This is a genomic window from Amphritea atlantica (assembly GCF_024347255.1).
GTDB lineage: Bacteria > Pseudomonadota > Gammaproteobacteria > Pseudomonadales > Balneatricaceae > Amphritea > Amphritea atlantica.
This window is the reverse complement of the sequence record NZ_AP025284.1, coordinates 1,104,609-1,129,552: the sequence shown is the minus strand read 5'-3', so window position 1 is coordinate 1,129,552 and position 24,944 is coordinate 1,104,609. Positions and strand designations below refer to the sequence as shown.

Below are 24,944 nucleotides of genomic sequence, written 5' to 3'. Positions count from 1 at the left end.
ACATCCCACATCGTAGGAGCCCCGTTAGCATGCCCTCTGGGTACCCGGGGCGATAAACCATCGCGACGGGACGCCGCTCCTACAACACATCCTACCCCGTAGAAGCCCCGTTAGCATGCCCTCTGGGTACCCGGGCGATAAACCATCGCGGCGAGACGCCGCTCCTACAATAGTGAGGGTTATCTATATCCCTCCGGATTCTGCGATTGCCACTTCCAGGTGTCCTGCATCATATCCGCTAACGAATAGCGGGTGCTCCAGCCCAGCTCTCGCTCAGCTTTACTGGCATCGGCCCAGAAGGCAGGCAGGTCGCCATCACGTCGTGGCGCAAACTGATAGGGAATATCCACCCCGGTTACCGTAATAAAACTATTCACCATTTCCAGTACAGACAGCCCGTTGCCGGTGCCCAGGTTATAGATATGGGCACCCGGCTTATCCAGACAGCTCAACGATTTAAGATGCCCTTCCGCCAGATCCATCACATGCAGATAATCACGCACACAGGTACCGTCAGCGGTATCATAGTCGTTACCAAAAATAGATAGCTGCTCTCGTTTACCGACCGCCACCTGACTGATAAACGGCATCAGATTATTGGGAATGCCCTGAGGATCTTCACCGATCAGGCCACTGGAATGGGCACCGATAGGGTTAAAATAGCGCAACAGAGCAACCGACCACTGCGGATCGGAGAGAACCAGATCGGTCAGGACCTGCTCCACCATCGCTTTGGAGGTACCATAGGGGTTAGAGGTTTTGCCCCTGGGCATGGTCTCAACATAGGGCACCGGAGCATCCTCGCCATAAACCGTCGCAGAGGAGCTGAACACCAACCGCTTGACCCCCGCCGCAGCCATCGCTTCACACAGCACAACAGAACCATGAACATTGTTCTGATAATACTCAAGCGGCTTGGCAACCGACTCCCCCACCGCCTTCAAGCCGGCAAAATGGATAACAGAATCAATCGTATAGTCAGCAAATAACGCATCCAGACAGGCCCGGTCCCGGATATCGCCCTCAACAAACGCAGGTCGCTTACCGGTAATGGTCTCAATTCGATTGAACACTTCAGGGTGGCTATTGCAGAGGTTATCCAGTGCCACCACTTCATAACCCGCCTCAAGCAACATCACTACGGTATGAGAACCGATATACCCGGCTCCGCCAGTGACCAGAATGGCCATAAAAAACTCCTTTCTCCTCGCGTGAGATCCCCCAAGGGCATACCAGCACGCCTAACACAAAAGCATATTGCTACCACTACACCTGTGGGAGCGACGCTAGCGAAGCAATCGGACCTCGGCCCTTAAGCCCACTTATCCGACTTATCGGCACAGACGATAAAGAATGGGTTCAACAGTGTCTCAGGCCGGGTGTTGTATAACAGCGGCGTCAGTTCTGGATATTGCAGCACCTGCCCCCCTGCAGCACTAACCACCGCATGCGCTGCAGCAGTGTCCCACTCGCTGGTTAAGCCCAGACGGGGATAAATATCAGCCGCTCCCTCAGCCACCAGGCAAAGTTTCAGTGAACTGCCCATCGACACCACTTCGGTTTCTGGCAACCCTTTAACAAACTCTTTAAACTCATCAGACTGATGGGAACGACTGCCAACGACACGCCATACAGCCCCTTCAGCGGGGATCTCAGATACATGGATCGGTGTCACCTGGCCATTACTCTCTTTGAATGCGCCTTCCGCATCACCCCAGTAGGTCACCCCCAGTGCCGGGGCATAAACCACGCCAAACACCGCTTTACCCTGATCGATCAGGGCGATATTAACCGTAAACTCGCCGTTTTTCTTGATAAACTCTTTGGTGCCATCCAGCGGATCGATCAGCCAGTATTTCTGCCATGCAATCCGGTCCTGATGTTCACTGCCACCGGACTCCTCTGACAACACCGGTATCTCCGGCGTCAGAGTTTTCAGCCCATCAACGATACAGTGATGAGATGCCAGATCCGCTTCGGTTAACGGACTTTCGTCACTCTTTTCAGAGATCGCAAAATCCCGCTGATAGATCTCCATAATGGCGGCACCAGCACTCTTTGCCAGCGCGATAATATCTTGGTTGTTAAACATGGCATCCTTCTCACTTTAAGATAATGAAGCGACAAAACAGTTACGCGTTAAATCGCCAGGCCTTCGAATAAAAATACATTAAATAAACCGGCCTTAAATAAACACTTCAAAACGGCCAGATCAGCGGAATCAAAATCAGCGATACGACCCCGGCGGTCATACTCAAAGGTATCCCCAGACGGGCGTAATCGGTAAAGCGATACCCCCCCGGACCGTACACCATCAGATTTGTCTGATAACCCAATGGGGTGATAAAGCTGGCAGAAGCGGCAAACATTATAGCAATAACAAAGGGCATATAGCTCACCCCCAACTGCTCTGCCAAAGACATCGCCACCGGAAACATCAGCACCGCTGCCGCATTGTTGGTAATCAGCTCGGTGACCAGAACCGTAATCAGATACATCAGAATCAGTGCCTGCCAGGGCGTTATAGCATCACTGAACAGCAACCCTTCAGCAATCAGCCGGGCATTGCCGGTTTTCACCATGGCGGCCCCCAGGGCAAACGATGAAGCGATCACAATCAGCACCGACAGATCAACGTTACGGCGTGCCCGGGAAACCGAGACACAACGACTGGCCAACATCATTCCCGCAGCCATAATCGATGCTTCAAGGATAGACACAAGGCCCGCAGCACTGGCCAGAACCATCAACAACAGCGTTCCGATTGCCACTGGAGCCTTATCAAAATCCGGCGGTGTAGACTCATTCAGCGCACTGACCAGCAGAAAATCCCGACGTGAACGGTATTGGCTGACAAAGTCATCGCTGGCTTCCATCAACAGGGTATCACCCATCTGCAAACGGATATCACCGATCTTACCATCCAGCCGGTGCCCCTGACGGCACACCGACAGAATCGCCGCCCGGAAGCGACTGCGAAACCGCGATTCACGAATAGTCTGGTCAAGGCCAAAAAACTCAGGGCCGACCACCGCTTCCACCAGACAACGCTCCTGCACAGCAATATCCAGCTTGCCAAGATCACCATGGGGCGGCACCAGCCCGCGAACACCCCGCAGCTCATGCGCACTTTCCGGGGCACCAATAAACACCAGCACATCATTGGCTTCCAGCTCGACATCGGGTGACACCGCCGTTAACAGCTGCCCCCTGCGCTTGATATCCACAAGATAGCCATAGGTAAGTTGCCGCAGACCGGCCTGAGCAACAGTCTTCCCGACAATCGGTCCGCCAGGGCTGACCAGCAGTTCAACGACATATTCCCGGGCAGATTCCAGTTGTTCAACCACCCCTTTGCGATCCGGCAGAACCAGAGGTGCCAGCAAGACGATCAGTCCGCCGGCAATCAGCAACACCGGCACGCCTACCCAGGCCAGATCAAACATCCCCAGCGCGACACCGGTTTTCGCCTGCAACAGGCCATCGACCACCAGGTTCGTACTGGTACCGATCAGCGTACAGGTGCCACCAAGAATCGCAGCATAACTTAAGGGTAACAGCAGCTTTGAAACCGGAATTCTGATCCGGCGTGCCCAGTCCTGCACCGCCGGAATAAACATCGCCACAACCGCAGTGTTGTTCATAAATGCACTTAACAGTGCTGAGGGCAGAATCACCCGGGAAAGCGCCCGCTTTTCACTTTCAGGCGAACCCAGCAACAGCTGACCAATCCAGCGAACCGCTCCGGTCTCTTTAAGGCCGGCGGCGATGACGTAGAACGCCGCGATAGTGATAACGCCGGGGTTTGAAAAACCCGCCAGGGCTTCAGTCGGCGTCAGCACTTTTGAGACAATCAGCACGCCCATGGCCGCCATCAGAATCATATCGGCAGCTATATGACTAAAAACCAGCAACAAAAGCACTGTTACAAGAAGAATGAGTGTTAACCCGGCTGAAAAATCCATATTCTGACTTTTAGTTCGTGCCATCTCATGCCGATTGCAACAATTGCCGCAAAAATATGATTAAGACACTTAATGTTTAACAAGAATGTTTGTCAGCATACCGCCAATTTTGTATGATCACAATTCTTACACGGGATATTCATAATGAATGGCAAGAAACTCTCTGCTACAGCGCTGAACAAACTGAGAAAAGAAGCAGTACAGTTGCGTCTCAGCGGAGCGACACTTGCCGCCATAAAGCAGAAGACAGGCCTGTCTCACCCAACCATAATTTCAGCCCATAAACGTTTTATAGCGGGCGGCTGGGAAGCGATCAATATCGGCAAACGGGGCAGACCCCGCAGTGGAACATCCGGCCCAGGCACAGCAGACGAATGTCTCAAATATATGCTGGCAGGTCTGCCGAAAGATAGCGGATTATGGACCACACAGGCCGTGCAGAAGTGGTTCGACAACCACCAGCACCCGTTATCGACGAAAACCATCGGCCGTTATCTTAAAGAGTGGGGCATAGCCCCGGCCTCTTCGGCTGACAGCACTGAATCTGCAAGTGAATGGCTGCTTCAGCACCACCCTGATTTTGTCGGTTCACCGGCAGAATCTGACGCCCAGATAAAAAAGCGGAAAATACTGAAAGGCGGTATCGCCCCTCTGAAAACCACTGATGCTGAAAACGTCTCAAGCGTTTCCGGTTATGCAATCTATGTGCAGGATTTCAGAGGCAAACTATACTGGCTGACGAACCCAGGCAAACCAGACAGCCAGTCAATCATCCACTTTCTGGAGCGCCTCAGTGCACAACTGAAGCAAGAGATGATCGTTTCGTTTCACAGTGCACCACTGACACGATACCAAGATATCCAGCAATGGCTGGCAAGCCAGACACAGATCACCCTGTTAACGTATGCAACATCACCGCGCAGCGCTATACCGGCCCCAACGCCAGCCGCTGATAAACACGAACACACTCAGTCATATGTGAGGAACACGATGGCATTAACACACCTAGAGAGACTGGAAGCAGAAAGCATTCAAATAATGCGCGAAGTGGTTTCCAAAGCCGATAACCCGGTCATGCTATATTCCATCGGTAAAGACAGCGCTGTGATGCTGCATCTGGCGATGAAAGCCTTCCACCCATCCAAGCCACCTTTTCCTCTGCTGCATGTAGACACTGGCTGGAAGTTCCGCGATATGTACACCTTCCGGGATGAGCTGGTGAAAAAGCTGGGAGTCGAGCTGATCACCTACATGAACCCGGAAGGGGTGGAAAAAGGTATCAACCCGTTTACCCACGGGTCAGCACTGCATACCGACATTATGAAAACCGAAGGTCTCAAGCAGGCCCTGAATAAATTCAAATTTGATGTGGCCTTTGGCGGTGCCCGCCGTGATGAAGAGAAGTCCCGCGCTAAAGAGCGTATCTTCTCTTTCCGCACCGCAGACCACCGCTGGGACCCGAAAAATCAGCGCCCAGAACTGTGGAAAAACTATAACGCCAATAAGCGTCCCGGCGAGTCGATCCGGGTGTTCCCACTGTCCAACTGGACCGAGCTGGATATCTGGCAATACATCTATCTGGAACAGATTCCAATTGTGCCGCTCTACCTGTCTGCCGAACGCCCGGTAGTAGAACGGGATGGCACGCTGATCATGGTGGATGATGAGCGCATGCCGCTACAACCCAATGAAGTCCCTATGATGAAGAAAGTCCGTTTCAGAACCCTCGGTTGCTACCCACTGACCGGTGCCGTTGAGTCTGAAGCAGATACCCTGCCAGCGATCATCCAGGAGATGCTGCTGACCAAAACATCTGAACGTCAGGGCCGCATGATCGACCACGATTCCGCCGCATCAATGGAGAAGAAAAAGCAGGAGGGCTACTTCTAATGGCACATTCATCAGACATGATATCCGAAGATATCGTCCAATACCTCAAAGATCACGAACAGAAAAGCCTGCTGCGTTTTATCACCTGCGGTAGTGTAGACGATGGCAAAAGTACCCTGATCGGTCGCCTGCTGTATGAATCAAAGCTGCTGTTTGAAGACCAGTTGGCAGCGGTTGAAGCTGAGTCCAAAAAGTTCGGCACCCAGGGCGATAACATCGACTTCGCCCTGCTGGTTGACGGTCTGGCAGCAGAACGGGAACAGGGCATCACCATCGATGTTGCCTACCGGTTCTTCTCCACCGATAAGCGCAAATTCATCGTTGCCGACACCCCCGGGCATGAACAGTACACCCGCAACATGGTGACCGGCGCATCCACTGCCGATGTGGCTATTCTGATGGTCGATGCCCGTCGCGGCATCCTCACCCAGACCCGTCGTCACACCTACCTGGCATCGCTGATCGGTATTCCTCACATTGTGGTTGCGATCAACAAAATGGATCTGGTGGATTACTCCGAAAAAACCTACAACCAGATCATGGAAGACTACACCGCATTTGCCAAACAGATCGGTATTGAAGAAACCACCTTCATCCCGATGTCAGCACTGGCCGGTGACAACATTACCGAACCCAGCAACAACATGCCCTGGTATCACGGTACAACCCTGATGGGGTATCTGGAAACCGTTCAGGTCGATGATGAGCTGATGCAGAAAGCTCCCTTCCGTATGGCTGTGCAGTGGGTTAACCGTCCCAACCTCGACTTCCGTGGTTTCTCAGGCCAGCTGGCCAGCGGTATCGTGAAGCCTGGCGACCGCATCCGCGCCCTGCCATCGGGTAAAGAGAGCACCATTGCCACTATCTCCACCTATGATGGCAATCTGGAACGGGCCGTGGCAGGCCAGTCCATCACTCTGACACTGAATGATGAGATCGACATCTCCCGTGGTGACATGATCACCTCAGCGGAAGAACCAGCCTCCATCGGTAAACAGTTTGAAACCACCGTAATCTGGATGCATGAAGAACCGTTGATGCCGGGCCGTACCTATCTGATGCAGATCGGCACCAAAACCGTCACCGCCTCCATCACCGATATCAAGCACCAGGTAAACGTCAATACCATGGAACACCTGGCGGCCAAAAAGCTGGAACTCAACGGTATCGGCGAGTGTAATATCAGTCTGGACCGGGATATCGCCTTTGATCCCTATAAAGCCAACCGCGACACCGGTAGCTTTATTCTGATCGACCGGATGACCAACAACACCGTTGGTGCAGGTCTGATCAACTTTGCCCTTCGCCGCAGCACCAACATCACCGTGCAGCATACCGAAGTGAACAAAGATGTCCGTGCCGCGCTGAAAACCCAGAAGCCTTGCGTTATCTGGCTGACAGGCTTGTCCGGTTCAGGTAAATCCACCATCGCCGATCTGGTCGAACAGAAACTGCTGGCTGCCGGTCACCACACCTATCTGCTGGATGGGGATAACGTCCGTCACGGTCTCAATAAAGACCTGGGCTTCACCGATCAGGACCGGGTGGAAAACATCCGCCGTATTGCTGAAGTCGCCAAACTGATGGTAGATGCGGGCCTGATCGTCCTGTCCTCGTTCATCTCACCTTTCCGTGCAGAAAGAAAGATGGCCAGAGATATGCTGGAAGAGGGCGAGTTTATCGAGATCTATGTCAACACGCCGCTGGAAGTTGCAGAAGACCGCGATGTTAAGGGCCTTTACAAGAAAGCCCGTCGGGGAGAACTGAAAAACTTCACCGGCATCGACTCGCCATACGAAGCGCCACAACAGCCAGAACTCGACCTGAAAACAGTCGAGATGACACCTGAAGAGGCTGCCGATAAAGTCATCGAATTGCTTAAACAGAAGCAGATGATTTAACACTTATCGCCGCGAGGTACCCAAGGGGCATACCAGCGCGCCTCCCACAACAGCAGCATGCTATAGCTACACCTGTGGGAGGGACGCTAGCATGCCCTCTGGGTACCTCGTCGCGATAAAACCATCAGATGGTACGAGCTTCGCCTCGCACAACAAAAGCTAAACCCAAACAGCATCCCATAGGGGATACTCCTTTACACTGCTCACCAACCCCGCCCTAACCGGGTTCATCACAAGATATCGGGCAATACTTGCCAGATCATCCCCATTTCTGACGGCATGATCATGAAAACCATCCTGCCAGACCGGCCCATTTGAAATTATCTGTGATTTAATCTTGCGGGAGGAAACAGACTTAACTGACTGCACCGTGCGGCTTAGCAGTTTAGATTTTAACTGCACCAGCCAATGAACATGATCAGGCATTACCACAAACGCCAGCGTTTCAGAATGCTCTGACTCACGCCTGAGGACATCAACAAAAAGCCTGCCCAGTTCAAAGTCTTTGAAAACAGGCTTTCGCTGAAGTGTTACAAAAGTAACCAGATAGATTTGACCGGCTTCCGAAAACCGGCCTTTACGCAAAGCAGATGAATTCCCTTTCATCACATTCTCCTTTTTGGATTAATCGCCGCGAGGTACCCAGAGGGCATACCAGCGCGCCTCCTACAAAAGCATATTGCTACCACAACACCTGTGGGAGCGACGCCCCCGTCGCGATAAAACTATCAGATGGCACCAGCTCAACAATCGCCATGAGGCACTCAAAGGGCATACCAGCGCACCTCCCACAAAAGCATATTGCTACCACTACACCTGTGGGAGCGACGCCCCCGTCGCGATAAAACTATCAGATGGCACCAGCTCAACAATCGCCGCGCGGTACCCAAAGGGCATACCAGCGCACCTCCTACAAGAGCTTATTACTACCACAACACCTGTGGGAGCGACGCCCCCGTCGCGATAAAAGCATCAGATGGCACCAGTTTCAACAATCGCCGCGAGGTACCCAGAGGGCATACCAGCGCGCCTCCTACAAAAGCATATTGCTACCACAACACCTGTGGGAGCGACGCCCCCGTCGCGATAAAACTATCAGATGGCACTAGTTTCAATAATCAACTAAGCCCTCCCATACTGATCTTCCAGGCGCACGATATCATCCTCTCCCAGATAGGAACCGGACTGAATCTCGATCAGCTCAAGCTCGACTTTGCCCGGGTTTTCCAGGCAGTGGATCTCACCTAACGGGATGTAGGTGGACTGGTTTTCAGTCACCAGGAAGGTTTCCTCCCCTTTGGTGACCCTCGCAGTTCCACTCACCACAATCCAGTGTTCGGCGCGGTGATGATGTTTCTGCACAGATAAACGCGCACCGGGCTTAACCGTAATGCGCTTCACCTGATAGCGGTCACCCAGATCGATCGAATCATACTTGCCCCAGGGGCGGTACACTTCGCGGTGCTGGAAGGTTTCATTACGACCCGCCCCCTTAATCTCAGCAACGATCTTCTTCACATCCTGAATCTTGTTTTTATCCGCCACCAGCAGCGCATCGGGGGTATCAACAACGATCAGGTTATCCACACCCAGGATGGTCACCAGCCGGTTTGAAGACATAACAAAAGAGTCGCTGGTGTCGTGGGCGATCACATCCCCATCCAGCACATTACCCCGGCCATCTTTAGCCTTGATCTCCCACAGTGCCGCCCAGCTACCGACATCGCTCCAGCCAGCGTCCAGCGGTAGTACTACAGCGCGGTCGGTCTTCTCCATCACCGCATAATCCACCGACTCATCCGGACAGGCTTCAAAGGCCGCACTGTTTACCCGGACAAAATCCATATCCGCAGATGTATCAGCCATCGCCTTTTGACAGGCTTCAAGAATATCAGGGCGGAATTTACCCAGCTCTTCCAGATAACGGTCAGCCCGGAACATAAACATACCGCTATTCCAGTAATAGCCATCTTCAGCCAGATAAGATTCCGCAGTCTCCAGATCAGGCTTCTCAACAAACGCTGATACAGGGAAAGCCTCAGATAATGCATCCTGCCCTTCCCCGCCCGCTGGCATCGGCTGATTAACCTCGGCTTTGATATACCCATAACCGGTTTCAGGATGGGTTGGCACAATCCCAAAAGTCACCAGACACCCTTCCTGAGCCAGAGGCTGCGCTTTAGCTATAGCATCACGAAAAGCTGCTTCGTCTTCAATAACATGATCGGCTGCCAACACTAGTAATATAGGGCTTTGTTGCTCGTCGTCCTTTCGGACATCGGACAAGCGCAGCGATCGGACCTCAGACTCGGCTTGTAAAGCAGCCAGAGCAATCGCCGGAGCGGTATTGCGTCCAACCGGTTCGAGAAAAACGGAACAGGGCTGGTTCATCACCCGCATCTGCTCTGCGGCCAGAAAACGATGCTCCTCATTGCAGATCAGGCTCACCTGATCAACCGCGCCCAGACGCTTAACCGTCTCCTGCAACATTGAAAGATTGCTGTTCAGCTGTAAAAACTGCTTAGGATACTGAGTACGGGAAAGAGGCCACAGGCGGGTACCGGAACCACCGGCCATAATTACAGGGATCATACGGAATATCCTTTTTCGTTCATGAAATACCACTTTGAATGAATATGTACATCATCAGCACCTAATAGTTCGGTTTCGCTTAACCATTGATAATCACTGTGCTGTTCAACAGGCAGCGCTGACACAGACTCGCTCAATTCTATTACAAATGCGTTAACAACGTAATGTGTCGACACCGCATCACTCAAAGCGCTGTCATCATAGAAATGTTCATACAGCCCCAGATATCGGGCGCTCTGAATCGGCACTTTAATACCAAGCTCTGCCTCAGTCAGGCGTAGAAACGCATCCGCCAGGGTTTCATTCTTCAACACCCGGCCACCCGGCACAAACCAATAATCTTTAGCGGGTTTATTCAGCCTTTTACCCAGCAAAACACTGCCATCAGGATCTTTTACAACCAGATCAATCGAGATCAACGGCGTGGAATCGACGACTAAACGAAAATTATCAGATGTTAAGTAGCTATTACTCATATACGAACATCGCCTTATTCGGATTGTAAAATGAAGATCGCTTCGCTAGCCCGAACATTGCATTTGTCCGAACGCAGCCTTCGCCTGCTTGTCCGCTTTTTCGGACGACGGACAAGCGAAGCGCTCGGACATCTGACCTCGGCTCTTACCCCCGAAAATCATCCTGATGCTGTAAAAACCACTCATAGGTCATCGTCAGGCCCTCTTTCAGGCTGATTGAATGCTTCCAGCCCAGGGCATTGAGTTTACTGACATCCATCAGCTTACGGGGGGTGCCATCCGGCTTGGTTGAATCAAACACAACCTCCCCCTCAAAACCCACAACCTCAGCCATGGTCAGTGCCATCTCAGCGATGGTGCAATCTTCGCCGGTACCGACGTTAAGGTGTGACAGCATGGTTTCGGTGTTGGCCTGATAAGTCTCAACATCGGCATTCATCACGAATACAGACGCCGCGGCCATATCATCCACATGCAAGAACTCACGCATCGGTTTACCAGTACCCCATACAACCACTTCAGCATCACCCGCCAGTTTTGCTTCGTGGAAACGGCGCATCAGTGCAGGGATGACATGAGAGTTTTCCGGGTGGAAGTTATCGTTTTCACCGTAGAGGTTAGTGGGCATTACACTGCGGTAATCCACACCATACTGACGATTATAAGATTCACACATCTTAATACCGGCAATCTTGGCAATGGCATAAGGCTCATTGGTGGGTTCGAGCACACCGGTCAGCAGAGCGCTTTCCTGCATCGGCTGTTCAGCCAGCTTCGGGTAGATGCAGGACGACCCCAAAAACAACAGTTTCTTAACACCGGACTGATACGCGGAGTGGATCACGTTATTCTGAATCGTCAGATTCTGGTAGATAAACTCAGCCGGGTATTCATTGTTCGCCCAGATACCGCCCACTTTAGCCGCAGCCAGATACACCTGATCGAATTTATGTTCATCAAAGAAGCGGGCAACATCGCTCTGAGACAGCAGATCCAGCGCCTGCCGACTGGCGGTTATCACCTCAACCGAATCATCAGCCGCCAACTGGCGACAGATAGCAGACCCCACCATACCGTTATGGCCCGCTACAAAAACTTTAGTCATATTTTTAAATCCTTAAAAATAGAAGTCCGAACGCTTCGCTTGTCCGCATTTTCAGACCTCGGACTTCTGCCCTTCCGGACCTCGGACACGCGAAGCGATCGGACCTCGGACTTCGGCTCTCAACCTTCCAGAGCAACGCTGACGTCATAACCGTGCTTTTTCAGCAGGGCGTGTTGCTTGGCATTGGTCAGGTCGTTCTGCACCATCTCTGCACACATCTCTTCAACGGTAATTTCCGGTGTCCAGCCCAGTTTCTCTTTTGCTTTGGACGGATCACCCAGTAGGGTTTCCACTTCAGCAGGACGGAAGTACTTAGGATCAACCCGCACAATCACATCACCCACCTTGACTGCAGGCGCGTTGTCACCTTCAACGGCAACCACTTCAGCATACTCATCAACGCCTTCCCCTTTAAACTCAAGGGTAACGCCCACTTCAGCAGCTGACATGCGCACAAACTCACGTACGGAGATCTGCTTGCCGGTAGCGATCACAAAGTCTTCCGCCTGATCCTGTTGCAGCATCATCCACTGCATCCGCACGTAGTCTTTAGCGTGGCCCCAGTCACGCAGTGCATCCATGTTGCCCAGATAGAGACATTTCTCAACACCCTGCGCGATATTGGCAACAGCACGGGTAATCTTCCGGGTAACAAAGGTTTCACCCCGGCGAGGGGACTCATGGTTAAACAGAATACCGTTACAGGCATACATCCCATAGGATTCACGGTAGTTTACGGTGATCCAGTAGGCATACATCTTGGCACAGGCATAAGGGGAGCGGGGGTAGAATGGCGTGGTCTCCTTCTGCGGAATCTCCTGCACCTCACCAAACAGCTCAGAGGTGGATGCCTGATAGAAACGGGTCTTTTTCTCCAGCCCCAGAAAGCGGATCGCTTCCAGCAGGCGCAGAGTACCAATCGCATCCACATCAGCGGTATATTCCGGTGATTCAAACGACACCGCCACATGGGATTGAGCGCCCAGGTTATACACCTCATCCGGCTGAATCTGCTGGATGATACGGGTCAGGTTTGAGGTATCGGTGAGATCGCCATAGTGCAGATGAAAGTTAACATTCGCCTCATGAGGGTCCTGATAGAGATGATCGACACGCTGGGTATTAAATGAAGAAGCCCGGCGCTTAATTCCGTGTACTTCATAGCCTTTTTCCAGCAGGAACTCGGCAAGGTAAGAGCCATCCTGGCCGGTAACGCCGGTGATCAATGCAACTTTCTTTGACATCAACTTTTCCTTTCTAATCAGTTAAATTTTTTACCGAGCAACCACTGCTGCAGAAAATAATAGATAAATCGGGGGTTTTGCTTAAGGTATCGCTTCCAGAGGCGTTTCGGTTCGCTGACTAATCTAAACAGCCATTCTAACCCAAATTTCTGCATCCATCTTGGAGCATGCTTCTTACTTCCAGCAATAAAATCATAGGCAGCGCCAACACCAAGCATTACGCAGCGAAGTCTATCTTTATGCTCCGCCATCCAATACTCCTGTTTAGGGCAGCCAATACCCACAAAAAGCACATCAACACCGGCGTTATTGATCTCAGTTACAACGGCAGCATCCTCATCAGGGCTAAGCGCGCGGAAAGGCGGAGAATAAGAATAGACAAGTTTTATACCTGGATAAGTCCTGTTCAATTGATCTTTGACTTGTTCAAGCACCATATCTGACGAACCACCATACAAACCAATCTTCAGTTCAGACTCAGCACTTTTCTGGCAAAGAGCCATCATAATATCCTGTCCGCGCACCTGCTGAGCATCTTTGGCACCTAAAAGCTTCTGAGCCCAAAAAATAGGTCTGCCATCAGGTATCACCAGATCAGCTGAATTTACTACCTTACGGAACTCTGTCGAGTCAAATACTTCCATACACATATGGACATTCGATACGCAAACATATGTACTATAGCCATTTAGATCAGGGTCTATAATCTTATCGATGGCATTTTCGATACCCAGAACATGAGTATCCATTTTAAGTATTCTAGAAACGTTATTCATAAAAGAGCTACCAATTATAGTCCGTTTCATAGCCTAATTTTATCAACAAATCACCTGCAACTGACTTAAATAGCTCTTTATGTTTTGGAGTAAACGCTTCACTCCACCCCCCTAAACCTCCCTTTCTTCCTTTTCTATAAGTATGAGATTTGGAAGGATCAAGATTATTACTTGAAAATTTTTCAATATAATCATCTGGCAAATCTAAATTTAAATTCCTAAATATATCCGCTATAATGTCAAGCCTTTTATTTTCGTCACCATCACCTCGCTCCCCAACAATATCCTCGAAACGAATAGAATAAACATTGCTTTTTTCCAACCATGGAAGCCATCTAGAAAAGTCAACACCTAAACTTGGGTTAGAAATATTCATTCCAAAAGAATCGCCAATACTGACACCTTGAATAGAAGCCTCCAAACATTTATCAAAGGTACACAGAGACTCTTTATAATATTTATGTAAAAATATTCTAGGCTCATTGATAACCCAATTTGCATGACTAACTACAATATCTCTGGGGTCTCTATAGATAAAAAACTGTGCCGAACAGACACTATCTAAAAAACTAGACAACTCCAAATCATAGCTAAGATGAGATTTAACTAAGCACCCTTTAGGAAAGGATAAAACTTTACTCTTAATATGCGATCTAGTATTCATTACACCAGATAAGGACTGAACTGATACAATGTCATCCCAGTACTCCACATTTGCGCATTCAGTCAATATTTGAGACAACAAATGTGTCCCACTTTTAGGAAAAGAATTACAGAGAACATAATCTCCGGATCCGCCAAAAGCACTACGTCCTTTAAAATACAGATCACGCAAATTCAACCTAACTCGTTCTATTGCTTGGTAATCCATTAAACCCTCCAAAATTCTCTTTATTTACGCCTATCAAGGCTAATACAAAAATTAAAATTGGTAGTTGATACTGATTTTCGAACCATGCATCAAATGAAATTCCAACCAAGCTCACAAAGAACATACATTGGACCAGTTTATAATCAACATATCTTTTAGAGTAATAAAAAAATCTAAAGAACAATAAAAGCCATATAAAACCCATTTTCACCATCATATCAACAACTGAGTTATGATTACTAATCTTCATAACATTTTCATACTTCAAAAGAAATTCATGATGCCCAATATAATCAAAATCAATCGATCTATAAGGTTCATCAAAACCAACACCCCAAAAAAAATCATCTCCCAAATAATCAAACGCACCACGTATAAAATCACCTCTTATTCCACTATTTTGATCAATAATATATAATTTTTCTAAATATGAAAAATCCATATAGTTAATAAAAAAAGGAAAACAAATAACAAAAAAAATCACACATAGCATTTGAAATCTTGTAAAAGTTATATATGTGGTTAAAATCATAAGAAATACAATCAATAAAAAGCTAGCTCGATCTGAAAGAGAAAAAGCAATTAAAAACCAAACAACTGAAATACAAACCCTCAACCTGAAAGAAGCTTTATTAGAAAAAAAGAAAAAAGATGTAAATAGAAGAAATGTATTAAAATTCATATACGGGGAAAATTCACCATCCCCACCCCGACCGAAAGCAATATTAACTAAAACAGAAGATACACACAAAAGCAAAAAAACAGGAGAGGAAAAAACCTGATAATAATCAACTCTTTTCAGCAAAGAATAAAAAGCAACATAAAAGAAAAACAACTGAAAATAGTTATTCGATTGAGACATAATATATTCATCATAATCGCCCATAAAATACGACCATAACAAAACAAAAGAAAACCAAAAAAACATCAAAAGAAAAAGCTTATATTCGAAATCAACAAGCTTATAATTCAAGAGAATAGAAATCACCGCAACGATGACAAGGAATGACAAAGAGTACCATAAGGAAAGCGCGTCATATGGAAATATAGCAAGAGCAAAAACCAAACATATACTCAATGAACTTTTCCGACACAGAAACTCTGTGACCATTATAAAATTCCATCCAAATCAACTTTAGAATATTCTACTGAAAGAAGCTTTCTTTTCGCTTCCCATGTAAAATTTTCACGTAATCTTCTATTACCCTCCATACCAATAGACATCCTTAATTTATCATCACCATATAGTTTCACTAAGCTAAACGAGAAACCCTTAACTACAGAATCATAAGAGCCAATATCTACAAGCTCTGCGCACGTTCTATCTAAAATCAAAGCTGCACCTTGATGGTTCATTGCAACTACTGGCAATGATGCTTCCATCGCTTCTAATAAAACATTTCCTGACGTATCCTGGACACTTGTAAAAACAAATACTCCTGCTCGATCAAATACCTCCTTCATATCGAGAAAAGGAACTCTCCCCATAAAAACAACTGTCCCATTCTCTATCATATGTGAGGAATACTCTTTCATTTCATTCTCTAACGGACCATCTCCTACAATTGTGAGTCTGATCGGGATAGCACTTCCAATATCTTTAACAATATCAAGCATTATCAGTAGGGCTTTTCTTTCCTCAATACGCCCCACCCATAATATTTCAAATTTCTCTTTTATGGAGTAATCTCTCCTACTCATTTCTCGTGGATTTATTGCTGTTTCCAAACACATACATGATGCATGCTGAATACTAGACAATAGAGACTTTGTTTCATAATTAGCATACATAACCAAGCTAGATTTTTTTAACGCGAAAAAGACTACTGGATTATATTCTGCAAAAAACTTCATCCATTTTCTAGCAACCTGCTTAACCCATTTTTTTGAGTAAACAACTTTTAACTCAGAAGGAGGAACCTGCCCGCCACCTACAGGCCCCCAAATAAACTTAACCTTAGGGAGAAGCCACAAAAAACCGGGAACATCAATATTATTATAGGTCACATGATGAGCAACAATGTATTTATATTTAGCATGTAAAAAAAACGCAAAAAACAAAACAAAAAACTGCCACACAACATAATAAGGCTTAATAACCTTCCAATAATGCCCCTTATTTTCGCAGCCATATAAATCAAAATAATGAAATTTCACATTATCAGGATAGTTTGCAGACTCAATCATATCCTTATTATATCGCCTAGTAATTACATGTATATCATTCCCGCTTAAAGAATACATCTTAAGCCAATTCCACCCAACATATGCTTCCGAACCATTAATAGGATCGCAAGCAAAAGCAGACAGCAATATTTTCATAAAAAAAACACCTGAAATATAAAGAAATTAAAAAAATAACTCTTACTTAAAATATCTACAACATCCGACTCGAAGAACAAAAACATAAACCATACAACACCCAAGAAGAAACAAGTAATTATAAATAGCAATATCTACTGGAGAAACGCCTTCAGAGCCAGGTAATAAAAAAAACAAATCAACGAGATACGACATTAAAGACCCAAATGACATAACTAAACAGAAGTTATAAAAACCACCGACAGCCTTCACACTATATAGAACAAACTGCAAACTAAAAGCAAATATAGCAACTCCTGCAAGCTTTAATAAATAATAAAAATCCACATCATTATCATAAAAAACATTGAACAACTTAAAGCAATCTAAAGCAAGCCAAACAAGAACCATATATACTATATTAATAACAAAGCCATAAGAATAAAATTCGAGAATACAACCTCTTATATTGTCAACAGTAGTACTAACTTTCTTCATAAGCATTAGCAATATTAAAATATTCAGCGTCATTAATGGCAAAATAAAGTTTAAATATATCTTAAATCTTCCGAGGTCTTCTACACTCCCATAAGAACTCCAATAAACAAATATAGAATTTAATGGATACCAACCTACTATTGACAACAGTAAAAAAACAAAGCCATCACGTTTAAATCTCACAAAAAAGCTATCACTATTTTCAATCGTACTGTTTTCATTTTTTACCATAAACACACAGACTAATATTGAAAATATGGCAATTACACAGAAATAAACTGGAACAATAAAACTCTGAATATCAAAGGAATATACTGCAAGAACAAGCGCCCCAATTACAATCAAATAAAGAGCAGAAACCAACAGAGCGTACTTTCCTAAACCTTTCGACATAAAATATCGTCGAGCAAGCCAAATACCTGAAATACCCCACCCAAAAACAACAAAAAAAATATCACTAAGAATCTCACTATCCCAATCTATAACAAACACAAAAAAAACGTTAGCAAGCATCCACAGAAATATAATCTCCTTATAGGCATCAAATAAATTCAAACAGGATCTATTGACAAAAAGATGTTCTATAACAAGTGAATTTATTATGGTTTGAAACAGCGCAATGAGAGATAAAAGTATCGAGAATTCCCCATAACTCTTTATATCCATAGCTAAAGATAAAACAAATAACAAAACAAAGTTTGTTCCAGAAAAGACCCCTTGATCAACAACAGAAAAGAGCTTATTTTTCATTCGAAAAAATCCATAAAAGGCACCACAGGAACTAGTAAATATCCTTAGAAATCAGACTCAACGGCGTCTTAATCAAGATCTTAATATCCAGACTCAACGACCAGTTATTGATATATGCCAGATCAAACTCCACCCGCTTTTCCATCTTATCCAGGGTTTCGGTTTCCCCGCGATAACCACTGATCTGAGCCAGGCCGGTAATGCCCGGTTTAATCCGGTGGCGCGCCAGATAGGCATTCACTTTATCGGAGTAATAATCGTTATGGGCCACAGCATGGGGCCGGGGGCCGACCAGGGACATGGTGCCCTGGAGTACGTTGATAAATTGCGGTAGTTCGTCAATAGAGGTGCGGCGGATAAAGGCGCCGATTTTCGTAACCCGGGAATCGCCTTTGGTGGCCTGCTTCACCTCTTTATCATCATGCAGGCGCATACTGCGGAATTTCCATACCTTGATTATTTCACCATCGAAGCCGTGACGGTCCTGTTTAAAGAATACAGGTCCTTCGGACTCCCGTTTGATCAGGATGGCGACAATTAACATCAGCGGACTGAATGCCACCAGTGCGATGGCGGCCAGCACTTTATCCATAGCGCTTTTCAGCATGATGTGGCTGCGGCGGGAGGTCATCGGGCTTTCATTAAGGGAGATCAAAGGCATACCCGCGACTTCGCGGATGGAGTGGTTGAGCAGACTAAGACCGAAGATATCCGGCACCCAGATAACATCAACATTCATATCCAGCAAATCGATATGCAGTGCTTCAATAATATCGGATTCGGCCACCGGCAGTGCCACATAGACCCGCCGTATTTTGAACTCTTTAATCAGCAACCTTAGATTTTCTGCCCCCCCTAACAGCGGCAGGGGCAGATCGATCACCTCATCGTCCTGCAGTGGATCATCATCGGATTGGATAAAGCCCATCACCCGGTCAGGCAGCCAGCGATTGCTGTTGAGATTATTCACCAGATTAACTGCCATATCCCCGGTGCCGATAACCAGTGCCGGCAGTTCGCGGGAGAACATGATTTTATAGCGTTTATAGAGAGCGCTCAGCAGATTCATACTGATCAGTTGCAGGATATAGCCGGATACGGCCCACTCTATCAGCACTTCGCGGGAGAAACTTTCACCGCTTTTTGTGACAAAACCCACCAGCGCCAACAGCAGTAACACGTGAAACCAGGCGGTCAGCAGCCGCAGTGCGCTTTTATAAAAGCCCAGTGACTGACGATAGACGCCACGCCGTCGGTAGATGATCCAGACACACAGCAACGCCACCACTGCTAACAAACGATAGTTAGCCGGCACATCGCCTACTTTGAGAAAGGTAAAAAAGAACAGCGTACCACAGACAATCACCAGGTCAGCAAAGTGCTGCACCCAGAATGCCAGTGACTCATGATTGTTTAATAGCCGTCGCTTACGCGCGACAGTGCCATATTGCGTGACGCTGATATTCATCTGCCTGCAACCCCTGACCGATTCCGTATAGCGCGACTCATATCTCCGTGAATCCATAATCGCGCCGTAACTTTTTACACCCGCTACGTTACTGATATATTAACCACCAGAAGATTGTGCAGCGCAACAAAAAAGTCGTAATAATTTTACTCTTTTTCATTGTGCAACCGCAAATTTTGTTTACATCTGGCGACAGTGGTTGTTAGAATCTATTTATTCTTATCACTAAAAGTTTCGGTCGTTATGGCCATAACAAGGAGCAAGCTACTATGCGCCGTTTAATTATTGGTGTTGTAGCAGGGATGTTGTTGCCGTTGTACCCTGCCTTCGCTGACTCTAATGACACGATCATTAGTCAAATCCAGGAGGCTACTCAGGACGCTTCCACACCTGAGCAGATTTCTGCAGCTATCGAAGATATGCTGGCTAACGCTGAGTCTCCTGAACAGCAACAGGCCATTCTGACCGCTGCGATGAGCGTGTATTCTGCCGATGCGGATGCACTGGCTGCCATCGGTTCAGCTGCGAATAATACGGGTATTTCACCTGATGTCGTTACCCAGTCTGCACTGGCGGCCAATGTGAGCCCCACCGACGTACTGGCAGCGACCGCTGCGGGTAACGGCAACGGACAGGGCCCAGGAAATGGTAACGGTCAGGGTAATGGCCAGGGCCTTGGTATTGCGCCCGGACAAACCGGCAACCCGGTTACACCACCGCCATTCGGTAATAATGGTGGCGGCGCTGGCGGCGGCACTGGTAGCCCCAGCTGATCGCTGATATCAAACCGTTAAAAAAGCGCTTTTCAGCGCTTTTTTTTTGGTTCATAGCCCAAAATAACAAAAGCCCTTCTCTGCGGATCATTGTGCCCTTTGGGTACTAAAACCAACCACTCTTAAAAGATATCTCACCACCGAGAACACAGAGTACACCGAGGCAAAGATAGCTATAACAAAAGCCCTTCTCGTGACCTTGGCATGCCCTTTGGGTTCTGTGGTGACGTGCTCTTCTTTAGAATCTTATCGCCCCTGGAAGGGGCTCCTACAATACATCTCACTCGTAGGAACTTGGTTGGCATACCCTCTGGGTACCGTGATAAAACCGCCCCAAAAGAATACTCACCACCGAGAACACAGAGAGCACCGAGGATAAGATAGCTATAACAAAAGCTCTTCTCTGTGTTCCTCTGTGTCCTCTGTGGTTAACAGCTCTTGCTCTGAAAAAAAGCTCTTACCAAAATCCCTTCTCTGTGCCCTTAGCATGCCCTTTGGGTACGGTGGTGACGATCGCCCCGGGACGGGGCTCCTACAACACATCCTCCTCCGTAGGAGCCCCATCCTGGGGCGATAAAAACATTGCTGCTGGTACCCGGCTGCTAAGCGCAACGGGTAGGTTCATTTAAAAAGCTCTCCTCTGTGTATCTCTGTGCCCTTAGCATGCCCTTTGGGTGCTGTAGTGACTTGCTCTTTTTTTTTGAAATCTTATCGCCCCTGGTACCCAGAGGGCATGCCAAAGGGGCTCCTACAATACATCTCACTCGTGGGAACTTGGTTGGCATACCCTCTGGGTACCGTGATAAAACCGCCCCAAAAGATTACTCACCACAGAGAACACAGAGAGCACCGAGGATAAGATAGCTATAACAAAAGCTCTTCTCTGCGGATCATTGTGCCCTTTGGGTACTAAAACCAACCACTCTTAAAAGATATCTCACCACCGAGAACACAGAGTACACCGAGGCAAAGATAGCTATAACAAAAGCTCTTCTCTGTGTTCCTCTGTGTCCTCTGTGGTTAACAGCTCTTGCTCTGAAAAAAAGCTCTTACAAAAATCCCTTCTCTGTGCCCTTAGCATGCCCTTTGGGTTCTGTGGTGACGTGCTCTTCTTTAGAATCTTATCGCCCCTGGTACCCAGAGGGCATGCCAAAGAGGCTTCTACAATACATCCTCCTCCGTAGGAACCACGCCCCGGAGCGATAAAACTTCGCGGAGAAAACTCAGAGGCACCTTTTTTCTATCTGTTTTTTCTGTTTCTATAGCCTGACGCTGTATTTACGGTAGAATCACCGGCTTACAGATCAGCTAATGCACTCAGGATTATCGGCTGCAAGGACTCAGGCGTTGAACAGCTCTACCGCTTCACACAGATCTTCCGTTTCAGACACCCCAGACACCTCGCTGTTTTATAGTTTTCTGGTCCTGCTGGTGTGGATTCCTCTGCCACTGGGCAGCAATAAACCCTGGGCTGTCAGCCTGCTCTGCTTTGCCGTATTTACCCTCGCGATTATCTGGCTGCTGTTATTTATCCGTCAGCGCATCAACCTGACACCCACTTTTCTCAGCAGCCTGCCAGTTGCTGCGCTACTGCTATGTGCCCCTTTATGGGCTTTGCTGCAGGTGCTGCTTAATATCACCATTGATGCCGCAACCACCCTGCAGGATGCCCTGCTGGGTTGCGCCTTAGTGGGCCTGTTCTGCCTCACCACCCTGCTGGTGCGCAGCAAGCGACGCATCAGATTGCTCTGCTATGCACTGGTCGGCAGCGGGCTGTTTCAGGCGGTTTATGGCAGCATGATGACCCTGACAGGCGTTGAATATCTGTTTTTTGTGGAAAAAGAACATTACCGGGGCCTGGCAACCGGCACCTTTGTTAACCGCAACCACCTGGCGGGCTATCTGGAACTGACGCTGTCGGTGGGCATAGGGATGATGATATCGACGCTGGATGGCGTGCGCTCGGTAAACTGGCGTGATTTCTTTCGCCGGACACTGACCACACTACTGGGTAATAAAGCCCGGCTGCGGATTATTCTGGTGATGATGGTGGCCGGGCTGGTGATGACCCACTCCCGCATGGGCAACAGCGCGTTCTTTTCCAGTCTGGCGATTGCCGGTGTTCTGGCCCTGATACTCAGCCGCCGTTCAACCAAAGCGACCATTATTCTGATCAGCAGCCTGATTATTATCGATATCTTTGTGGTCGGCACATTTTTTGGGGTAGATAAAGTTGTCGAGCGTTTAGAGAACACCTCCGAAAATTCGGAAACCCGAGACGAAGTAAACACTTACACTCTGCAAGCGATACAGGACAACCTGTTTACCGGCAGCGGTGCCGGAACCTATTACACCAACTTCCCCGCCTATCGGAAATATGATGTCGGCAGCATCTTTTATGACCATGCCCATAACGACTATTTTGAGTTTGCCAGTGATTACGGTGTGGTTGTCACCGGTTGTTTACTGCTGGCTGTTCTACTGGTGTTTATCTCTGCTATCAGGGCGCAGATAAAACGCCGCAATCCCCTGATGCGGGGCCTCGCTTTCAGCGCCACCATGGCGATTATCGCCCTGGCGATTCATTCAACAGTCGACTTTAATCTGCAGATACCAGCCAATGCCGCCACGTTTGTGGTGATTTTAGCCTTAGGGCAGATCTCACTTCATCTTAAGAGCCGGGGACATAGAAGCCGAGGTCCGTAGTCCGAGCGCTGCGCTTGTCCGAGATCAGGAAGAACATGAATTCTTGCCTGTAGGGGCCCCTTTAGCATGCCCTCTGGGTACCAGGGGCGATAAAATCTATCGCGGCGGGACGCCGCTCCTACAACACATCACACTCCGTAGGAGCCCCGTCCCGGGGCGATAAAACCTATCGCGGCGGGACGGGGCTCCTACAGGGTGCCAACATCTGGTTTTCCCCTTCGGGCGATAAAACCATCGCTATTAAGGAATAATGATTTCGGTTTCTGGTGTGATCTTTTTTAACTCCCCTTTCAACACCTGCTTCGCTTCTTTATCCCCATGGACTATACGGATCTCCTTGGGCTTGAAACGCATCCTTTTAACAAAATTAATCAGGTCTTTTTGATCGGCATGGGCTGAATAACCACTGATGGTATACACCCCTGCCCGGATATCGATCTTCTCGTTATCAAGATGGACATAGCCACCAGTTGGGCCATATTTCTGAATATCATGCCCGGGGGTACCTTTGGCCTGATAGCCGACAAATAGCACCTCCGTCCGCGGGTCTGGCAGAAGTGCTTTAAGATAGTTAACGATCCGTCCACCCGCGCACATGCCGCTGGCAGCGATGACAATGGCTGGTCGGCCACTGCTTTTGAGGTAGTTCACCAGCTTCAGGTGCTGGCTATGTGAATCTATTGTGATCAGTTGCTCAAAAGCCAGTGGATGCCGCCCATGCTGCTTGCGTGTTTTTGCCTCAGCATCCCAGAGAGTGCTCAGTTCTCGATAATGCTGAGTGAATTTAGCGGCCAGAGGCGAATCGACGATCACATCGATATTTTCCCAGGCAGAGCCTTTCTGCCGGTGGATAATATCTTCCAGCTCGTAGAGCAGTTCCTGCGTTCTGCCGATGCTGAAGGCCGGAATCAGCACCGTGCCCGCATCTTTCAGACAATGGGTGATAATATTCTCAAGCTGTTTGCGCCGGTTACGCCGGTTTTCATGAAGCTTGTCGCCATAGGTGCTTTCTATTATCAGCCGGTCGGCGCGCCAGGGTGCTTGCGGAGCAGGAAGTAACGGGGCATAGGGAGCGCCAAGATCCCCTGAGAACAGGATAATCTCTTTTTTATCATCGACGCTGCACTCAAACTCGATATAAGCGGACCCCAGAATGTGACCAGCGGGCTTAAAGCGAAATCTCAGCCCCTCTACCGATTCAACCGGATACCACTGTTTATACTCTACGGGCTGGATCTGTTGTGACAACAGATTAAGAAACTGACGGATTAAGGTTGTATTGCGTGTAACACCGATCTTCAGTGCATCTTCCAGCACTAACGGTAATAACCGGGCCGTCGCTTTGGATACGTAGACAGGCCCGTTAAAACCTGCAGCCATCAGCGAAGGGATTCGTCCGACATGATCGATATGACAATGGGTGATAAACAGTGCTTTAACGCTGGTTACAGGGAAGTCGAGCTTGAGATTATCCGATTCAGCACCTGAAGCCTCTGCGCCCTGAAACATGCCGCAATCGATCAGCACGCTGGTGTTGTTATCTAACACAAGCTCATGGCAAGAGCCGGTTACGCCTGTAGTTGCGCCGTGGTGTTTTATATTAATCATATGAACATTCCTTGTTCTTA

General features: G+C 48.0%; 19 protein-coding genes. 4 read left to right on the top strand and 15 right to left on the bottom strand.

What is annotated here, in order from left to right:
* Window positions 1–179 precede the first annotated feature (179 nt).
* The 3 genes from galE to OCU43_RS05025 form a co-directional block, all read right to left on the bottom strand.
* Window positions 180–1,190, bottom strand: a complete 1,011-nt coding sequence (gene galE / locus OCU43_RS05035; protein ID WP_091361900.1) for a UDP-glucose 4-epimerase GalE — start codon at window positions 1,188–1,190, stop codon at window positions 180–182.
* A 122-nt stretch (window positions 1,191–1,312) separates the two neighbouring features.
* Window positions 1,313–2,092, bottom strand: coding sequence for a 3'(2'),5'-bisphosphate nucleotidase CysQ (cysQ, locus tag OCU43_RS05030; RefSeq protein WP_091361902.1), 780 nt, complete (start codon window positions 2,090–2,092; stop codon window positions 1,313–1,315).
* 106 nt (window positions 2,093–2,198) lie between these two features.
* Window positions 2,199–3,965, bottom strand: coding sequence for an SLC13 family permease (locus tag OCU43_RS05025; protein ID WP_091361904.1), 1,767 nt, complete (start codon window positions 3,963–3,965; stop codon window positions 2,199–2,201).
* Between the two features lie 927 nt (window positions 3,966–4,892).
* Between OCU43_RS05025 and cysD the strand changes: the two genes are divergently transcribed.
* Together cysD and cysN are read left to right on the top strand one after the other, a co-directional pair.
* Window positions 4,893–5,855 carry a sulfate adenylyltransferase subunit CysD gene (cysD, locus tag OCU43_RS22275; RefSeq protein ID WP_376787865.1) on the top strand — a complete coding sequence of 321 codons (963 nt, stop codon included), beginning with the start codon at window positions 4,893–4,895 and terminating at the stop codon, window positions 5,853–5,855.
* Window positions 5,855–7,756, top strand: coding sequence for a sulfate adenylyltransferase subunit CysN (cysN, locus tag OCU43_RS05015; RefSeq protein ID WP_091361906.1), 1,902 nt, complete (start codon window positions 5,855–5,857; stop codon window positions 7,754–7,756). Before cysD ends, cysN begins: the two co-directional genes overlap by 1 nt.
* Before the next feature lie 159 nt (window positions 7,757–7,915).
* Here the strand turns inward: cysN and OCU43_RS05010 are convergent, their stop codons facing one another.
* The 11 genes from OCU43_RS05010 to OCU43_RS04960 form a co-directional block, all read right to left on the bottom strand.
* A complete protein-coding gene (locus tag OCU43_RS05010) occupies window positions 7,916–8,362 on the bottom strand; it encodes an REP-associated tyrosine transposase (protein WP_091361907.1) in 447 nt (148 codons plus the stop codon).
* A 516-nt stretch (window positions 8,363–8,878) separates the two neighbouring features.
* Complete coding sequence (locus OCU43_RS05005) at window positions 8,879–10,348, bottom strand: mannose-1-phosphate guanylyltransferase/mannose-6-phosphate isomerase (protein WP_091361909.1); 1,470 nt, start codon at window positions 10,346–10,348, stop codon at window positions 8,879–8,881.
* Window positions 10,345–10,824 carry a GDP-mannose mannosyl hydrolase gene (locus tag OCU43_RS05000; protein ID WP_091361911.1) on the bottom strand — a complete coding sequence of 160 codons (480 nt, stop codon included), beginning with the start codon at window positions 10,822–10,824 and terminating at the stop codon, window positions 10,345–10,347. Before OCU43_RS05000 ends, OCU43_RS05005 begins: the two co-directional genes overlap by 4 nt.
* Window positions 10,825–10,969: 145 nt before the next feature.
* Complete coding sequence (gene fcl / locus OCU43_RS04995; protein WP_091361913.1) at window positions 10,970–11,929, bottom strand: GDP-L-fucose synthase; 960 nt, start codon at window positions 11,927–11,929, stop codon at window positions 10,970–10,972.
* Window positions 11,930–12,048: 119 nt separating this feature from the next.
* On the bottom strand, window positions 12,049–13,173 hold the full coding sequence (gmd, locus tag OCU43_RS04990; protein ID WP_091361915.1) for a GDP-mannose 4,6-dehydratase: 1,125 nt from the start codon (window positions 13,171–13,173) through the stop codon (window positions 12,049–12,051).
* A 17-nt stretch (window positions 13,174–13,190) separates the two neighbouring features.
* Complete coding sequence (locus OCU43_RS04985; protein WP_175483611.1) at window positions 13,191–13,922, bottom strand: WecB/TagA/CpsF family glycosyltransferase; 732 nt, start codon at window positions 13,920–13,922, stop codon at window positions 13,191–13,193.
* Window positions 13,923–13,956: 34 nt separating this feature from the next.
* A complete protein-coding gene (locus OCU43_RS04980; protein ID WP_091361919.1) occupies window positions 13,957–14,820 on the bottom strand; it encodes a sulfotransferase domain-containing protein in 864 nt (287 codons plus the stop codon).
* Window positions 14,792–15,706, bottom strand: coding sequence for an O-antigen ligase family protein (locus tag OCU43_RS04975; protein ID WP_175483612.1), 915 nt, complete (start codon window positions 15,704–15,706; stop codon window positions 14,792–14,794). The genes OCU43_RS04980 and OCU43_RS04975 overlap by 29 nt, the downstream gene beginning before the upstream one ends.
* A 224-nt stretch (window positions 15,707–15,930) precedes the next feature.
* Window positions 15,931–17,142 carry a glycosyltransferase family 4 protein gene (locus OCU43_RS04970; protein WP_091361923.1) on the bottom strand — a complete coding sequence of 404 codons (1,212 nt, stop codon included), beginning with the start codon at window positions 17,140–17,142 and terminating at the stop codon, window positions 15,931–15,933.
* Window positions 17,143–17,184: 42 nt separating this feature from the next.
* Window positions 17,185–18,369, bottom strand: coding sequence for a hypothetical protein (locus tag OCU43_RS04965; protein ID WP_091361925.1), 1,185 nt, complete (start codon window positions 18,367–18,369; stop codon window positions 17,185–17,187).
* Between the two features lie 31 nt (window positions 18,370–18,400).
* A complete protein-coding gene (locus tag OCU43_RS04960; protein WP_091361926.1) occupies window positions 18,401–19,837 on the bottom strand; it encodes an undecaprenyl-phosphate glucose phosphotransferase in 1,437 nt (478 codons plus the stop codon).
* A 269-nt stretch (window positions 19,838–20,106) separates the two neighbouring features.
* On the opposite strand from OCU43_RS04960, the gene OCU43_RS04955 reads away from it, so the two are divergent.
* Window positions 20,107–20,610: a hypothetical protein gene (locus tag OCU43_RS04955; RefSeq protein ID WP_091361928.1), complete on the top strand. Its 504-nt coding sequence runs from the start codon at window positions 20,107–20,109 to the stop codon at window positions 20,608–20,610.
* 1,347 nt (window positions 20,611–21,957) lie between these two features.
* A complete protein-coding gene (locus OCU43_RS04950; RefSeq protein WP_245756644.1) occupies window positions 21,958–23,316 on the top strand; it encodes an O-antigen ligase family protein in 1,359 nt (452 codons plus the stop codon).
* A gap of 240 nt (window positions 23,317–23,556) precedes the next feature.
* On the opposite strand, the gene OCU43_RS04945 is transcribed toward OCU43_RS04950, so the two are convergent.
* On the bottom strand, window positions 23,557–24,924 hold the full coding sequence (locus tag OCU43_RS04945; protein ID WP_175483613.1) for an MBL fold metallo-hydrolase RNA specificity domain-containing protein: 1,368 nt from the start codon (window positions 24,922–24,924) through the stop codon (window positions 23,557–23,559).
* Window positions 24,925–24,944 lie beyond the last annotated feature (20 nt).

Coding starts and splice junctions, on each gene's coding strand:
- galE (WP_091361900.1), bottom strand. CDS start 1,190: ATGGCCATTCTGGTCACTGGCGGAGCCGGGTATATCGGTTCTCATACC.
- cysQ (WP_091361902.1), bottom strand. CDS start 2,092: ATGTTTAACAACCAAGATATTATCGCGCTGGCAAAGAGTGCTGGTGCC.
- OCU43_RS05025 (WP_091361904.1), bottom strand. CDS start 3,965: ATGGATTTTTCAGCCGGGTTAACACTCATTCTTCTTGTAACAGTGCTT.
- cysN (WP_091361906.1), top strand. CDS start 5,855: ATGGCACATTCATCAGACATGATATCCGAAGATATCGTCCAATACCTC.
- OCU43_RS05010 (WP_091361907.1), bottom strand. CDS start 8,362: ATGAAAGGGAATTCATCTGCTTTGCGTAAAGGCCGGTTTTCGGAAGCC.
- OCU43_RS05005 (WP_091361909.1), bottom strand. CDS start 10,348: ATGATCCCTGTAATTATGGCCGGTGGTTCCGGTACCCGCCTGTGGCCT.
- OCU43_RS05000 (WP_091361911.1), bottom strand. CDS start 10,824: ATGAGTAATAGCTACTTAACATCTGATAATTTTCGTTTAGTCGTCGAT.
- fcl (WP_091361913.1), bottom strand. CDS start 11,929: ATGACTAAAGTTTTTGTAGCGGGCCATAACGGTATGGTGGGGTCTGCT.
- gmd (WP_091361915.1), bottom strand. CDS start 13,173: ATGTCAAAGAAAGTTGCATTGATCACCGGCGTTACCGGCCAGGATGGC.
- OCU43_RS04985 (WP_175483611.1), bottom strand. CDS start 13,922: ATGGATACTCATGTTCTGGGTATCGAAAATGCCATCGATAAGATTATA.
- OCU43_RS04980 (WP_091361919.1), bottom strand. CDS start 14,820: ATGGATTACCAAGCAATAGAACGAGTTAGGTTGAATTTGCGTGATCTG.
- OCU43_RS04975 (WP_175483612.1), bottom strand. CDS start 15,706: ATGGGCGATTATGATGAATATATTATGTCTCAATCGAATAACTATTTT.
- OCU43_RS04970 (WP_091361923.1), bottom strand. CDS start 17,142: ATGAAAATATTGCTGTCTGCTTTTGCTTGCGATCCTATTAATGGTTCG.
- OCU43_RS04965 (WP_091361925.1), bottom strand. CDS start 18,369: ATGAAAAATAAGCTCTTTTCTGTTGTTGATCAAGGGGTCTTTTCTGGA.
- OCU43_RS04960 (WP_091361926.1), bottom strand. CDS start 19,837: ATGAATATCAGCGTCACGCAATATGGCACTGTCGCGCGTAAGCGACGG.
- OCU43_RS04955 (WP_091361928.1), top strand. CDS start 20,107: ATGCGCCGTTTAATTATTGGTGTTGTAGCAGGGATGTTGTTGCCGTTG.
- OCU43_RS04945 (WP_175483613.1), bottom strand. CDS start 24,924: ATGATTAATATAAAACACCACGGCGCAACTACAGGCGTAACCGGCTCT.